Origin of the sequence: Streptomyces sp. NBC_00878 (genome assembly GCF_026341515.1) — a bacterium.
Lineage (GTDB): Bacteria > Actinomycetota > Actinomycetes > Streptomycetales > Streptomycetaceae > Streptomyces.
The window spans coordinates 3,561,094-3,574,366 of the sequence record NZ_JAPEOK010000001.1; the positions used below are offsets into that span (position 1 = coordinate 3,561,094).

Annotated in this window: 15 protein-coding genes; all 15 read right to left on the bottom strand. The window is 69.8% G+C overall.

What is annotated here, in order from left to right:
- Positions 1 to 21: 21 nt before the first annotated feature.
- Positions 22 to 1,257, bottom strand: coding sequence for a site-specific integrase (locus OHA11_RS14760; protein WP_266496294.1), 1,236 nt, complete (start codon positions 1,255 to 1,257; stop codon positions 22 to 24).
- 87 nt (positions 1,258 to 1,344) lie between these two features.
- Positions 1,345 to 1,590 carry a helix-turn-helix domain-containing protein gene (locus OHA11_RS14765; RefSeq protein ID WP_266496296.1) on the bottom strand — a complete coding sequence of 82 codons (246 nt, stop codon included), beginning with the start codon at positions 1,588 to 1,590 and terminating at the stop codon, positions 1,345 to 1,347.
- Positions 1,591 to 1,881: 291 nt separating this feature from the next.
- On the bottom strand, positions 1,882 to 3,429 hold the full coding sequence (locus OHA11_RS14770; RefSeq protein ID WP_266496297.1) for a YfjI family protein: 1,548 nt from the start codon (positions 3,427 to 3,429) through the stop codon (positions 1,882 to 1,884).
- Positions 3,426 to 3,788 carry a hypothetical protein gene (locus OHA11_RS14775; protein ID WP_266496299.1) on the bottom strand — a complete coding sequence of 121 codons (363 nt, stop codon included), beginning with the start codon at positions 3,786 to 3,788 and terminating at the stop codon, positions 3,426 to 3,428. Before OHA11_RS14775 ends, OHA11_RS14770 begins: the two co-directional genes overlap by 4 nt.
- Positions 3,785 to 4,729: a bifunctional DNA primase/polymerase gene (locus tag OHA11_RS14780; protein WP_266496301.1), complete on the bottom strand. Its 945-nt coding sequence runs from the start codon at positions 4,727 to 4,729 to the stop codon at positions 3,785 to 3,787. Before OHA11_RS14780 ends, OHA11_RS14775 begins: the two co-directional genes overlap by 4 nt.
- 91 nt (positions 4,730 to 4,820) lie before the next feature.
- Positions 4,821 to 6,101, bottom strand: coding sequence for a DNA cytosine methyltransferase (locus OHA11_RS14785; protein ID WP_266496303.1), 1,281 nt, complete (start codon positions 6,099 to 6,101; stop codon positions 4,821 to 4,823).
- Between the two features lie 91 nt (positions 6,102 to 6,192).
- Positions 6,193 to 6,660: a hypothetical protein gene (locus tag OHA11_RS14790; RefSeq protein ID WP_266496305.1), complete on the bottom strand. Its 468-nt coding sequence runs from the start codon at positions 6,658 to 6,660 to the stop codon at positions 6,193 to 6,195.
- A gap of 11 nt (positions 6,661 to 6,671) precedes the next feature.
- A complete protein-coding gene (locus tag OHA11_RS14795; protein WP_266496307.1) occupies positions 6,672 to 6,980 on the bottom strand; it encodes a hypothetical protein in 309 nt (102 codons plus the stop codon).
- Positions 6,981 to 7,183: 203 nt separating this feature from the next.
- Positions 7,184 to 9,301: an ATP-binding protein gene (locus OHA11_RS14800; protein ID WP_266496309.1), complete on the bottom strand. Its 2,118-nt coding sequence runs from the start codon at positions 9,299 to 9,301 to the stop codon at positions 7,184 to 7,186.
- Between the two features lie 23 nt (positions 9,302 to 9,324).
- The gene (locus OHA11_RS14805; protein ID WP_266496311.1) at positions 9,325 to 9,879 is read right to left on the bottom strand and encodes a hypothetical protein; all 555 of its coding nucleotides are present in this window, start codon (positions 9,877 to 9,879) and stop codon (positions 9,325 to 9,327) included.
- Between the two features lie 28 nt (positions 9,880 to 9,907).
- Positions 9,908 to 10,285, bottom strand: a complete 378-nt coding sequence (locus tag OHA11_RS14810; RefSeq protein WP_266496313.1) for an RRQRL motif-containing zinc-binding protein — start codon at positions 10,283 to 10,285, stop codon at positions 9,908 to 9,910.
- On the bottom strand, positions 10,285 to 11,370 hold the full coding sequence (locus OHA11_RS14815; protein ID WP_266496315.1) for a conjugal transfer protein: 1,086 nt from the start codon (positions 11,368 to 11,370) through the stop codon (positions 10,285 to 10,287). The genes OHA11_RS14810 and OHA11_RS14815 overlap by 1 nt, the downstream gene beginning before the upstream one ends.
- Complete coding sequence (locus OHA11_RS14820; RefSeq protein ID WP_266496317.1) at positions 11,367 to 11,816, bottom strand: Pycsar system effector family protein; 450 nt, start codon at positions 11,814 to 11,816, stop codon at positions 11,367 to 11,369. The genes OHA11_RS14815 and OHA11_RS14820 overlap by 4 nt, the downstream gene beginning before the upstream one ends.
- Entirely contained in the window at positions 11,813 to 12,079 is a 267-nt protein-coding gene (locus tag OHA11_RS14825) for a DUF6284 family protein (RefSeq protein ID WP_266496319.1), read from the bottom strand. Before OHA11_RS14825 ends, OHA11_RS14820 begins: the two co-directional genes overlap by 4 nt.
- Positions 12,080 to 12,543: 464 nt before the next feature.
- The gene (locus tag OHA11_RS14830; protein ID WP_266496320.1) at positions 12,544 to 13,260 is read right to left on the bottom strand and encodes a GntR family transcriptional regulator; all 717 of its coding nucleotides are present in this window, start codon (positions 13,258 to 13,260) and stop codon (positions 12,544 to 12,546) included.
- Positions 13,261 to 13,273 lie beyond the last annotated feature (13 nt).

A 13,273-nucleotide genomic window follows, 5' to 3' on the forward strand; every position in this document is an offset into this window, starting at 1 on the left:
ACCTGCACGTTTCCCCTATCCTCACCCCTCCTGGGCCGTCGTGGGGCCGTCATCGGTCTTCGGGCCGTCCTCGAACGCGCGGTTCACCGCCTCCCTCGTGCGCTTCTCGCTGCTCGGCATCAGGTGGGTGTACGTCCGCAGCGTGAAGCCGGGGTCATGGTGTCCCAGGTACTCCGACAACGCCTTGATGCTCTCCCCCGCGTCCAGCAGTACGGACGCGTAGAAGTGCCTCAGCGCGTGCATGCCGTTCTCCCTGCCGCGCGGGACACCCGCCTTATCGAGAGCGGGCCGCCACGCCTTGAGGTTGAAGGTAAAGCGATTCACCGCGCGCCCCTCGGCATTGGGAAAGAGCAGGGGCGCAGTAACCGGTGAGCCATCGACCGACCGCCACGGCAGCGTCACGGCCAAGGGCGGATACTGCGCGATATGAGCCTCCAGCGCGCGAGCGACGCTCTCCGGCAGGGGGACCGTACGCGCCTTGCCGCCCTTGGGAAGCGCGAACACCTGCTTCGTGGCGATGAGCTTGACCTGGCGGACGATGTGAACGACCCCTTCGACGAAGTCCACATCGTCAACGGTCAGGCCGAGCGCTTCGCCCTGGCGCATGCCGCACCCGCCGGCCACGTCCACCATGGCCCGGTACCGCTCCGGCAGGTTCGAGCGCACGGCCAGCACGCGCTCAGGCGCCCACGGCGCGATCCGGCGAGGTTCCGGCTTGGGTGCCTTCACAGACGACGAACGGCACGGGTTGTGCGGGATCAGGCGATCGTCGACGGCAGCCGCCAACATCGCGTTGAGATTCGCGAAGATGACCCGCTGATAGGCGGGGGCCAATCCCCCGTCTTCGAGCTTCCGCAGCCACTCCCGGATATGGATCGGCCTCAGCGCGTCGAGTGAGCGGCTGCCCAGATGCGGCAGGACATGCAGGCGGATACGCGTCTCCGTGCTCACGAATGTGCTGGGGTCCATGGTCAGGGACGCCAACCACCGTTCGGCGTGCTGCCGCACGGTGAGGCGACCGGCCCGAGGGTCGATGTACTGCCCGCGCGTCATGTCCGCCTCGATCCCGGACAGCCATTTCTCAGCGAGTCGCTTCTGTCCATCGGGGAAGCTCTTGGACTTCTCGGTACCGTCGGGGCCGACGTACCGGGCCCGGTAGCGCAGGCCGCTTCCGTGGCGGTCGCTCTTGACGCGGGCGGTCTTGCCGTCGGTGTTGGTCTCGGTCTTGTACCAGCGGTCTTGGATGTGGCCTGCCATGCGGGGGCGGTTCCCTTCTAGGCATGGGAAGGGAGGGCCACGGTGTGGCCCTCCCTCGGGGTGTTGAGCTGTGCGGCTGTGGCTGGGTCAGGCGGCGGCCTGGTCGTCGGTCTTGCGGTCGGTGACGTAGGCGCGGACGTCGGCGGGGTCGTAGCGCAGGTGCTTACCGATGCGGAACCCGGGTGGGCCGGTGCGCTTCTTGTGCCACTGGTAGACGGTCTCTTTGGGCACCTTGAACATCACGGCGATGTCGTCGGGGGTGAGGTATTGGTCCGGAAGGCCGCCCCGGAGGGCGGCGCGGGGGTCTGGTCTCGCGGGGGCAGGCGCGCTCACAGGAGCCTCCGAGCTGATGGCAGGGCTGCATTCCGCTGACAGAACTGACAGAACCTCGCCGCTAGGGCGCTGACCTGCTGCTTTGATGGGTTCTGGATCTTTGACAGAACTGAATTAAAACCTGACAGAACCTCGCCGGGGGAGGTTCTGTCACCGGACCCCCGGAGTCGCTGCCGGAGGTTCTGTCGAGTTTTAATTCAGTTCTGTCAGAACCGCGATCATGGTTGTTCGTGCAGGTCAGCAGCTTGGGTGGGGGGTTGTGTCAGTTCTGTCGGTGGTCTGGGGGTTGTGTCACGCTCCGCGTGCGATGCGGGGGTGGGTCTCGTAGCGGGGCGAGGGCGGTCGGCCACCCTTGCCGGAGCGGGGCGGGGGCGGGAGCTGGCGGATCCAGCCGTGTTCTTCGAGCAGGGCCAGGGCGGGGTCCAGGTCGCCGATGGCGGGGAAGTCGGCTGGGCGCAGCATCCGGAACAGTTCACGTTTGGTGAACTGTGCGGGGTTGCTGGTGACGAGTTGCGCGAGGACGGTCACGGCGGATTCGTGGGCGGGGTCGGCGCTCATGACGCTGAACACGTCCAGGGCGTGCGCGGTGAAGTAGACGCCCAGCTCGGTTGCGGCGGCCATGGTCGATGCCTCGATGGGCTTGTGCCATCCGTCCTCGGGGTGAGCCGCGAGGTGCAGGAGTCCGGCGATGCGGGCCACGGCGCCGTCCCGTTTGGACGCCCATTTCACGATCGGTGCGAAACTCCCGTCCGGACCGAGACGTGATTCGGTGACCTTCTGAAAGGCCAGGAGTACCGCGTCGGCTTCCGGGGTGAGCTGGACGAGGGCCGGGTCGGTCCAGTCCGCCAGAGCGAGCGTCAGACCCGCCAAATGCTTGGCGTAGGTGACGGCCACCTGCTCGTCCAGCAGCGCCGGAGTCAGGTTGCGGTAGCCGACCAGGGACAGGGGCTTGGAATAGAGGAAGCGGGCCAGAAGCCCACGCCCATCTGCCCCGTCGATGCGGCTGAGTGCGTCCAGGACTTCCGGCTGGACCGCCAGGCCGATCGTGACCGCCGGCGAGTCGACGTGCTGGGCACTGCGGCCCTGCCGGTTGACCCGGAGCATGTCCCCCGCGTGGCCCTTGAGGAACATGCCCATGTTGGGCTTGCCGGTGTAGCGGCCGGCGATGATGTCGAACAGCTCCCCCTCGGCGCTCAGGCAGGAGATGCGCCCGCCCTGCTCGTCCAGGAGCGTGCCGACGTTCTCCGGCGTCACGTCGTCCGCGACGAGTTGCGGTTCGGCGGGGATCCTCATCTTGTCGGCGTCCTGGGCCAGTTGGACGGCTTCGGCGGTCAGAGTGTCGCGGTGTTCGGGCTCCGCGCCGGCTGCCTTGCCCGCGGCTTTCTCGGCCGCGGACTTGGCCAGCCTCGCCAGAGTCTCCGCTTCCGCCCTCACGGGTCCGGAGAGTTCGATCAGGGCCTTCTCCGCATCGAGCAGCGGTTGGACCATGAGGTCGAAGACGGCGGACTTGCGGTTGCCGGGGGGCAGGGCGACGGCGGTATAGAGGTTCACGGGCTCACGCCAGTGACCGCGTACGCACACCTTGACCCGCCCGCCGGCGGCGGTGGCCAGGACCGCCAGGGCCAGGCATCCGGCGAGGTCCGCCGGAGTCTGGGTCTCCTCCGCGACACCGCGCACCATGGCGCCCAGCCATGCGGGGAGGACGTCCACGGGGAAGTCCGGAAGCGGCGGGCGGGCCCTCAGGGGGACGGGCTCGTCCCAGGCGGGGCCGGTGATCTGCTCGGGTTCGATGTGCTCGAACCCTTCCCACAGATCCGCGTTTGCGTCGTTGGTCGTCATGCGGCGGCCCTGCCTTCCGACGTGGCGTTCAACAGCGGGCATGCGGTGCGGTGTTCGCCATGAGCAGCGACCAGTTGCAGGACGGCAGCACGCCCGATGGCCTGCCGCTCATAGCCGCACGTGCACCAGGAGCGCGCGGACGGGGTGACGCCCCAGGACGGCGGCGCGACGATGCGGAGCCAGGCCACAGGACGGCGCCCGTCATCCCGGCGCGGGTCAGGGCGGACAGCAATGGGGACGCCTACGGCGACGCCCTTCGGCTCGCCCACGACCGTGCTGTCCACAGGCTGTGGGGCGGCATGCAGCCGGGAGGCGGCGGGGGTACGGCAATCCAGGTGGGGGGAGTTGGGGCCGGTCATGAGGCTGTCTGCCGGGGTGTGGCGTGGGTGATGACCCAGTCCATGGCGCTGCGGATGGTGGTGCGGCACTCGGCCGACGGGAGTCCGGTGGCCTCCCCCGCCGCCTGGATTGCCTGCTCTGCCGCCTCCCTGGGGAGGCGGCCCCATGCGACGAACCGGGCCACCTTGCAGGCGCTCTTGTGGAGTGTGTTGTTGCGGCCGTGCGGCCCGCCCTCGGTTGTTGCCCGGATGACGGCGCATTCGCGGTCCAGGGCGGTGTTCGCTGCCCGGGTCCCGTTCCGCACGGGCGCGAGCGTCACGTGTGCGGGCTTGGGCTGTGTGGTGAGCAGGGAGGCCAGCCATGCGGGCAGCGGGGCCACCGGAGCGTCGTCGGCAACCTCGTACGTGCCGTCCGGCGTGGCGCTGCCGGGGGCGACGACGTATCCGCCCCACGCGCGGGTGTCGATGTGCTTGCCGAGCCGGTCCGCGCTGCACTTCAGCCGCATCCCGGGTGGGGCGGTGAAGTACAGGTGTTCCCCGTCGCGTGCGGTCCGCACGCGGTAGGTGTGGGGGACGGTCTGTCCGGTGCGCTCGCAGAGCGCCGCGAGGGAAGTCGCGCCGTCAGGCGCTCCTTTCGGCTCTTCGGGCTTGCACACGTCCAGGTCGATGACGAGCAGTCCGGCCGGTCCGGTGGCGATGCCCACGTTGTACGGGCGCATGGCCCACGTCGCGTGGATGAGTGCCGGATCGGTGGTGGCACGCTGCTCCGGCTTGCGGTGCCCGTTCGCGCAGCGTCCGGTGCCGGGGCACGTGCGCTCCGGGTGTCCGGCCGGGCGCTTCGCGTACGGGTGCAGCGGAATGACGGGCCAGCCGCGTTCCGCCGAAGTGAGGGCGGAGGCGAGCAGCGGCAGACAGGCCAGATCCACCGGTAGGGCTCGCGGGAGGATAGTGGGTTGGGTCATGCTGGATGCCTCCAACAGGTCTGTTGCGGACTGGTTGGCAAGGGCGGCCCCGTGATCTTTGGCGAGATGAGGGGGGCCGCCCTTGGCGTAGCTAGGCGACGTCCAGGGCGAGCTGGGTCGGGCCGGGGTCTGCGGTTTCGGGTGCGGAGCCGGCGGCGAGCAGTGCGCGGTAGGCGAGTGCTGCTTGGTGGATGACGACGCCGTTGCCGAGGATTTTGAGCTGGTCGGAGCGGGACAAGCCCAGTTCCGGGCTGGTGACCCAGCCGGGATCGGCGCCCATCATCCATTCCACGAACGCCGGGGATAGCCGGCGGTTGCCCTTGGTGCCCGCCTCGGTCGGCTCCGGTGCGGGGCGTCCCAACACTGCCTCCCACCGGCGGATAGCCGGTCCGTAGTCGGTGCCGTTGGTGGCCACCCACTCCCCGTCCAGACGGACGGCCTGCCCGGGGAGGTAGTAGTTGCCCGCCGTGTCGCGCTGGTTGGGGCCGCCGTGAGGGCCGTCGGACGCCTTGGGGGTGGCCAGCAGGTTGACGACCACCTCATTGAGTGGCCGGGAGTTGGTCTCCAGCAGGTTGGAGGCGCCGGACTTCCAGTCACGCGCGGCGGGGGTGGGCAGCAGCGTGACGGCGGTGCGCAGGTTCATCCCGCCCTGCCGCTTGTGCGAGGTACCGGGGCCGCCGGTTCCGTCGGCGGCGGCCGGGGTGGGCAGCAGCCTCAACCGTCCGTCGGGGGCAGCAAGAAGACCACTTCGTCCTCCAGCGTGGGCCCGTGCCCGCCCGCCCTGCGCTTGTCCGGATGCTGCGGTCCCCCGTTGCGTCCCAACTGTGAGGTGGGGGTCTTCAGTAGCGGGATACGCGACGGCGAACCAGCGGTCGCGCCGGTGGCAGGCTCCGACTTCGGGATCTCCAGCGCGTAGGCACATCCACCGCGCGTCGTACCCGAGCGCGGCCAGGTCGGTGGCGACGACGTCGAGTCCCCGGCTGCGCAGGGCGGCGACGTTCTCCAGGAAGACGAGGCGGGGTCGAAGATGGCGAATGGCGCGGGCGATGGTTTTCCAGAGTCCCGAGCGGTCACCGGCGATCCCTCCCCGAGGTCCGGCGTTGGAGATGTCCTGGCAGGGGAAACCGGCGGTCAACGACGCCGGGCGCGGCATCGTGGCGGCCAGGGCCGCGAAGTCGACCGCGGTGATGTCACCCAGGTTGCGGGCATGGGGCAGGCGCGCGGCGAGCAGCCGGGACGCGGCCGGGTCCTTCTCACCGACCAGGACCGTGGGCAGGCCGGTGACCGCTTCCACGGCCTGGTCCAGCGCGGCGGAGCCGGTGCAGAAGCTGATGTTGCCGCCCTCCGGCGACGCGAGGGGGTCATGGGTCATGCTGGATGCCTCCAACAGGTCTGTTGCGGACTGGTTGGCAAGGGCGGCCCCGTGATCTTTGGCGAGATGAGGGGGGCCGCCCTTGGCGTAGCTACTGGTCGTTGGTGGTGAGGCTGAGGGCGTACTGCCGGCGGACGTAGTCGCGCGGGTCGCAGGTCACGTCCGGCTGGTCGAGGTTCATCAGGTACACGGCCGCCGCAACGGCGGTCTCGGTGACGTCGCCGGGGGTGTCGGGCTCGTCCAGCAGTGCGATGCGGTCGAGCAGGGCGGCCTTGCGTAGGTAGAAGTGCCGGTCCAGCTTGGTGAAGCACTCCCGGGCGGCGATGGTGCGGGCCGTCCATCCGATCTCGCTGAGGATGCTGGGGGCGTTGGCGTACGCCTGCTCAGGCGTGGGCCAGGACTGGGGAGGGGTGGGGTGGTCGGCCCGGACGTAGAAGCGGTGCCGCTTGCCGCCGCGGGTGGGGTGGACGGTCACGGTGCCGGTCGTGAACGTGCGGTCCAGTGCGGCGACGATGTGGTTGGTGTCGGTCGGGTCGCAGATGACGCGGATCTCGAACATGGCTTCCTTCGCTACTTGGTGGGGCGGGCGAGGCGGAGGGTGATGCCGCCGATGCCGAGCGAGCCGGCCGCGCCCCCGACGGTGGCGGCGGTCTGGGAGGCGAAGTCGAGCAGCGCGAAGAACGCGGCCACGAGGCCGAAGACGCCCATCGTTGCCGCGCCCGCGATGGCGATCGGGTAGAGGTAGTGGCGCAGTGGGCGCCCGGTCCGGTCGGTGGTCTGGACGACGATGACGACTGGTGCTCCGGTGGCTTCGGCGCGGCGGTAGGCGTCGGCGGGGATGTGCGGGGCGATGACCCCCGGCGGGTCGCGGTGGTTCATCCGGAATCCCTTCTCGGAACGGTTCAGGGAGGCAGAAGCACCCCCTGAGGTAGGCGTGTGGAGGGGGTTTCAGGGGGCTGACCTGCGGCGCCTCCCTGCCTCCCTGAACGATCATTTATGCAGGTCAGAGGGAGGGAGGCGGGTCAGGGAGGGGTTCAGGGAGTTCTCCCTGCCTCCCTGCCCCGCCACCGGTCGGCTCCCTGTCACTCAGCGGCGGAAGCGGAACCGTCGCCGTCGCGGTTGGCGAGGGCACGGGCGAGCCGGTCACGGCCAACGACCATGACCCCGTCGGACTTGTACGGCCCGGCTCCGGTCCCGTCGAGGACGCGCTTGAGGTCGATGAACGACCAGCCGCCGTAGGCGTCCGCGTTGAGCGTGCCGAGCCGGGACAGCACGTCTTTCGTGCGGACCCGCTCCGCCGTGCCGACCACGGATGCGATGTCCGCGAGCGGGTCACGGTCGGGGTCGCGGTCGACGGCATGCAGGGTGGTGACGCCGTCGCGCAGGGCCTTGGCCCGCTCGATGATGGCCTTGGCCGCGTCGTCGTCGATGTAGTGCGTGCGCACCGTGAGGGACGCCTGCCCGGCGGGAATGTCGATGCCGTCGGAAGCAACGACCAGGGTTCCCCGGTCCAGCCCGGGACGCAGCAGGTTCGGCGCGGCCCCGCCGTCCACGGCCTTGTCCCCCAGCGCCATGCGGGCCTGCGACTCGGTACCGAGGGCGAGGGAGGCGCGGGTGTGGGCGCCCTCGCGGACCAGCTTGGGAAGGTTCTGATCGGTGGGGTCCTGGGTGCCCTGCCACATCAGGACGTTGACCGCACGGCCCTGGTTGTGAATCTTGCGGACCGCCATGAAGTAGCGGGAGTTGGCCTTGGAGCCGCCGTACGGCCGCTTGTCTTCGTCCTTGGCCGGGCACATGAACGCCATCTGCGCTTCGTCGACCAGCACGATCAGCGCGGGGAAGACGGTGCCGGGCGGGGCCTGGATCCGGCGGTTCATCTCATCCACCGCGCCCTCGACCATCTCGGTCACCTGGATCACGTGCTCATCCGTTGGTCCCTGGATCAGCACGCGGGCGCGACCGTCGAACATGGCCCAGTCACCGACGCCCTTGAGGTCACCGAGCAGGAACTCGACCGAGCGGTCCAGTGCGAGCCACAGGGCGAGCGACCGCAGGGCGACGGTCTTGCCCTGGTTCGACAGACCGGTGATCAGGAGGTGGCGCTGATACAGGCTCAGCGCCGCCGCGTCCCCGCGCAGGTCCTGCCCCCACGGGGCGCGGCCCTTGCCGTAGTCGGCGGTCATCGTCTCGTCGGTGACCAGCGGAGACGGGCCGATCGGCTCATCCAGAGCGCCGGAGTCGGCCACCCACAGCCGCACCGTGCGGGCCGCCTGCGGGATGGTGATGAACACCTCGTGTTCGTGCCGGGTGAGGTTCTCCGCGAGCTTGCGGCGTCGCTGCTGAACCTCGTTCGTCGACACCCCCGAGGGCAGCGTCACGTCGACTTCCACGCCGCATCCGGCGATCCGGATCGGTCCGAGCATCGAGGCGCCCGCGTCGCCCATCTCCTTGATGGCGCCCCGCAGGGCGGGTACTCCGAGGTCGCGCAGGGCCTTGACCACGATGGACGGGGTGATGGGCTCGCCCTCGCCGGAGCGGATGTTGTCCGGCAGCGCCCACGCGGGGGCGGCCTGCTGCTTGCTGCCGACCGTCCACAGGGCGAGCAGGGCGAGGAACGGGCCGATCGTGAGCGCGGGTCCCCACACGACCTGAACGATGGTGATGACCAGGCGGATGAACTCGATCACGGCCATGATCGGGGTGATCACGTCGGCAATGTCCTTGTTGGCGATGGCCAGCACCACCCCGAGGGCGACCAGCGAGCCGATGCCCAGACCGGTGCCGACCAGGGCGCCCTTGGCCGCGTCGATCGGGGAGGTGAGCAGGTCCATGCGGCGGCGGTGCCGTGCGTCGCGGAAGTGCTGCAACCGCTCTTCCCACTCGCCGGCCAGTTCCATGTTCCCCGCGGCCTCGGCCGCACGCAGGAAGCGTTCGTAGCGGGCGCCGGTGCGGCCGTCCCACGTGCGGCGGGCCACGATCCGGCCCCCGCCCCACACGTAGAGACTGTGCCGGGCGACCGCCCGCGCACCGGTCTTGGTCCGGTCGTGCGTCACGGCGGTCTTCACGGCGCGGCCGGAGCGCACCCACAGCGGCACCAGCGGAGCGGCGGGCGCGTCGGGCACTACGGTCAGGGTGGTCACCGACGCATCCTGAGCAGGCATTTCACGGTCTTTGTGCAGGTGAACGACGTTCTCTGTCATGAGGGTTGGTCTCCTGACGGGGTTCAGGCAGCGACGGCGGGAGCGAGCTGGTTTGCGAGGTACTCGTGGCCGTAGGCCTCGTGCTCTTCCTGCTGAAGGAGGCGCTCGTGTTCGCGTGCGTGGCGGTGGGACTGGCGCTCGATACCGAGGCGGTCGCGGGTGTCGCGCACGGACCGCTCGATCACGTTCTTGCGGCTGAACTGCATGGCGTGGACCAGTTCGTGCACGAGGGTGATGGCGAACTCGGCCTCGTTGGGGTGCTTGTCGGCGTCGATCAGGACCAGCACGCTTCCGTCGGGGCGCGGGATGGCGCGGCCGGCCGCGATGCGGGCCAGGTGCTTGCCCTCGCTGACCGCGCGCCGCATCGCGCGCCGGTCGGCACTGCCCGCAAGGGCGATGTCGGCGGCGGCCCCCAGTTCGGCCATGCCGCGCTCGGTGGTGAGGGTGACCTGGACATCGGGCATGCTGCCGGGCACGGCCCGGTTGACGATGCGTACGGCTTGGTCGGTGAGGCGCTTGGCGGTGCGCAGGGTGGAGCCGTAGCCGGGCAGCTTGTGGGTGCTCACGGTGGTCTTCACGAAGTCTCCGTCTCGAAGATGTCGCAGCTCAGGCGGCACGGCCGTCGGGGTAGGCGCAGGGAATGCACATGCCGAGCGAGCCGGGGATGACGTATCCGGCATCGAGCCGGCAGGCGGGGCAGGTACGGCGCGCCAGGTTGGCCTTGGCGAGCGCGGCCCACTTGCCCGGCGTCATCGGCCGTACCGGCTTGGCGTGGTCGAGGCGGTAGAGGTAGGCGACCAGCGGTCCCCGCCGGAAGCGCGGGCGCAGTACCTGCGCGGCCACCGGCTGCCCGCCCGGACGCAAACCCCGCGCCCGCAGTTGGCGGAAGGTGGCGTAGCCGTCGGGGGCGTAGCGCCATGGGTAAGTGGGGATGCCGTGGCGGGCGCCGGTGGGGTCGTAGCACTTGCCGTAGAACCCGGACATCAGCCGGTCCGCTCGGCGAGAAGCGTGTCCCGCAGCATCCGGGCGTTGGCCGGCGAGGTGTGCACCTCACGGCGGATGCCCTCGGCGGTCACCCTCGTGTCCGGCCATCCGGCGGTCACCTTCCGAGCCTCGTCGAGCAGTTGAGCCGGGGTCCGCTTGGGTCGGGGCGATCGGGCGGCGTCGGGAAGCCGGCCGGTGGCGCCACGCGGGCGGGTCGACTCGGCCGCGACCGGACGCGGTGCGGGCGTCGTGGTCGGGGCGCCGATCGCGGGAATCGGTTTGAGCGGAGGGATCGACTTGCCCAGGTCGACCGCGACCGGATCCGGCACGGTCAACCGCGTCACGGTCACGACCGGAGCCGGGGTCGATTCGGGCAGGTCAGCCATAGACCGTTTCCTTGCGGTCTCGGTGGATTCCTCCGCATTGGCGACCGGTGCCGGATCGAGGGCAGGGGCGTTGAACATGGAGGCGAGCGCGGCGTCCGCTCCGGCGGTGATCCGGTCGCGCTGAACGTCCAGCAGCCTCGATCCGAGTGCCGTGTCCCCGATGCCGACCTTGCGGGCCAGCCGCCATGACTTGCGCTCCGACCACTTCTTGACCCGCTCGCTGGGGTGCTGTGCGGCGCGGGCGCGGTGGTAGGCGAGCGCCTGGACCAGGTCGGCGGTGCGGCGCTCGTTCTCCGCGTCGCGGCCGTCGGTGTGCACGACGATCCGCCGGGCCAGGAACGCCATGCCCTCCGCAGAGACCGACATGCCCATGGGGGTCAGGGCGTAGATCACGGTGCGGCCGGCGTCGGGTGCGGCCATCGCGCCCATGACGGCGGCAGCCGCCGGCAGCGCCCACAAGCCCGCCCGCACGATGCGCGGGGAGGACTGTCCCAGCATGGTCAGCCCCAACAGGACCAGGGCCAGCACGGCGGTCGCGCCCTCACCGGCCGCGAGCGCTCCGAGCGCGGTGCCCTTGCCGTAGGAGTGGCCGATGTTGCTGTACGTGCCGATCCCACCGAACACGCCCGTGGCCAGCATCGGCACGAACGCGGCGGCCAGGACCCCGGTCTGAACGCGGGTCAGTTTGACGCTGCTCATCGGGCACCCCCGAGGGCGAGCAGGGCGGCGAGGATGAGCAGCGCCCCGCCGGCGCAGGTGAGGTCGACCGCGCGACGCAGGCCCGTGAACTTGGCCAGCGCGATACGGGACAGATTCGCGACATCCGCGCTCAGATCCTGCGACAGGGTCGCGGTGATCTGTTCGGCGGTGAGCGTGGCCCACAGCGGGAAGCCGTGGCGGCCACGCAGGTTGGGGCGGACCGACCGCAGCAACAGACCCGCCGCGGCGACCAGCAGCCCCATGCCGAGTCCACCGGCGATGCAGGCGTGAAGGGGAAGGGGAAGGGGGAGGTCCTTGGCGACCGTCCATGAACCGGCGAGGACCGCACCGACGAACGCCAACAGCAGACCGGTCTTCGTGTCGGTCCGCGCGATCTCCGCCTTCACCTCCGCGTGAGCGGCGGCGAGGGTCTGAGGGGTGCTCATGCGGACACCCCCGGAATGTGCATCGTGGTGAGGTTGGCCGCCGCGAGGCGGGCAGCCAGCACCTTGCGACGGGCCCGCCGGATACGCCGCGCGTCCACCTCGTTCGGCGTCCGGTCCAGCGCGATGATCTGCGCGTCCAGCAACTCAACTTCCGCCCGAATGACGGGCATCTCGTGCTCAATCGCGTCCAGCTCCGCGAACGTCGGCTCACGGTCAAACTCGGCGGCGGTAACAACCGCCTGAACAGTGACGATGTGCCTCATGGGTCGTGGTTCCTCTCACAGGTGGAACGGCCCGAACAGCGGCCCCGGGTCTAGCCACCCGGGGCCGCGCGCCGTTGAAGTCGGATGTCCGGCTCCCCTCAGCGCTGCTCGTACGAGACGAGCAGCGGAGGCAACCGGCCGCAGCCGTTGAGCTGCGGAAAGGTCAGTCGCGCTGTACCGCACACGGGACAGAACCCGCGCACGCCGCCCTCTTGCTTGCAGAGGTGGAGCGGCTACCTCAGACACACTGTTGAGTTTTCAATCAATGCGCGCTCACTTCGTACTCACCCCTGCGGGCTTTCCTCCGGGCACATCCATAGACTGGACCGGTGGACCGGTCCAGTCAACCCATGAGTCGTCCAGCGCGTCGAAGCGTGGGGCATTTCCGCTGCTCAGAAGCCCAGGAAAAAACCAAAAAAGCTGGACCGGCGGACCGGTCCAGCTCCACTGCGGGTAACTCAGGCCTACATGGCATAGGTGTCCACCTGTTCGTAGTGAGCGGAGGGTGTAACCCCCTCTTCGCACACGAGCGGGAGCCCGTCTTGGTCGTAGGCGGTGTGCAGAAGGACGGCGACGGCTGTCCCCTCGGGCAGCGCCAAGTGGTGAGACTCGGACTCGGTTGCCAGCCGTACCGTGGTCACGTCCACGCCTTCTACCGGGTAGCGGCCGGTCTGTCGGCGAACGTAGCGAGTCGTTCCTTCGGCGATGGGGGCGGTCTGCGCCAGTCGGGGGGAGGCATCCGCGACCTCCGGCGGGAACCACGCTTCCGCGTAGCTGTGTGGACTCCCGTCCGGGAGCTGGTGGAGTCGGATGCGCCGTAGTGTGACGACCCCCGAATTCATGCGTAGCGCGGCTGCTACGCGCACCGGGGGCTCGCTCCAATCCGGCTCACCGACCCGCACGAAGGGCATGCCGCCGGAGATGCGAGCGGAGCCCGAACGCCGTGAGCCGACGGGGCGAGCGACGGGCGTTTCCGTCACTACAAAGCCTGTCCCCTGCTTGGCCACAACCACGCCATCGTTCCGAAGCACGTCCATGGCCTTGACCGTGGTCGCACGCGACACCGACCACTGTTCTGCAAGGTCCCGCCCGGACGGCAGGGTCTCGCCCGGAGCAAACTCGCCGGCGGCGATGCGGGCGCGTAGAGACTCCGCGATCTCCTCGTACTTCAGTAGTGCCATGGCTTCCCCTTTG

Excerpts from the sequence above, each read along its gene's own strand:
- OHA11_RS14760 (WP_266496294.1), bottom strand. The coding sequence starts at position 1,257 with ATGGCAGGCCACATCCAAGACCGCTGGTACAAGACCGAGACCAACACC.
- OHA11_RS14770 (WP_266496297.1), bottom strand. The coding sequence starts at position 3,429 with ATGACGACCAACGACGCAAACGCGGATCTGTGGGAAGGGTTCGAGCAC.
- OHA11_RS14775 (WP_266496299.1), bottom strand. The coding sequence starts at position 3,788 with ATGACCGGCCCCAACTCCCCCCACCTGGATTGCCGTACCCCCGCCGCC.
- OHA11_RS14780 (WP_266496301.1), bottom strand. The coding sequence starts at position 4,729 with ATGACCCAACCCACTATCCTCCCGCGAGCCCTACCGGTGGATCTGGCC.
- OHA11_RS14785 (WP_266496303.1), bottom strand. The coding sequence starts at position 6,101 with ATGACCCATGACCCCCTCGCGTCGCCGGAGGGCGGCAACATCAGCTTC.
- OHA11_RS14790 (WP_266496305.1), bottom strand. The coding sequence starts at position 6,660 with ATGTTCGAGATCCGCGTCATCTGCGACCCGACCGACACCAACCACATC.
- OHA11_RS14795 (WP_266496307.1), bottom strand. The coding sequence starts at position 6,980 with ATGAACCACCGCGACCCGCCGGGGGTCATCGCCCCGCACATCCCCGCC.
- OHA11_RS14800 (WP_266496309.1), bottom strand. The coding sequence starts at position 9,301 with ATGACAGAGAACGTCGTTCACCTGCACAAAGACCGTGAAATGCCTGCT.
- OHA11_RS14810 (WP_266496313.1), bottom strand. The coding sequence starts at position 10,285 with ATGTCCGGGTTCTACGGCAAGTGCTACGACCCCACCGGCGCCCGCCAC.
- OHA11_RS14815 (WP_266496315.1), bottom strand. The coding sequence starts at position 11,370 with ATGAGCAGCGTCAAACTGACCCGCGTTCAGACCGGGGTCCTGGCCGCC.
- OHA11_RS14820 (WP_266496317.1), bottom strand. The coding sequence starts at position 11,816 with ATGAGCACCCCTCAGACCCTCGCCGCCGCTCACGCGGAGGTGAAGGCG.
- OHA11_RS14825 (WP_266496319.1), bottom strand. The coding sequence starts at position 12,079 with ATGAGGCACATCGTCACTGTTCAGGCGGTTGTTACCGCCGCCGAGTTT.
- OHA11_RS14830 (WP_266496320.1), bottom strand. The coding sequence starts at position 13,260 with ATGGCACTACTGAAGTACGAGGAGATCGCGGAGTCTCTACGCGCCCGC.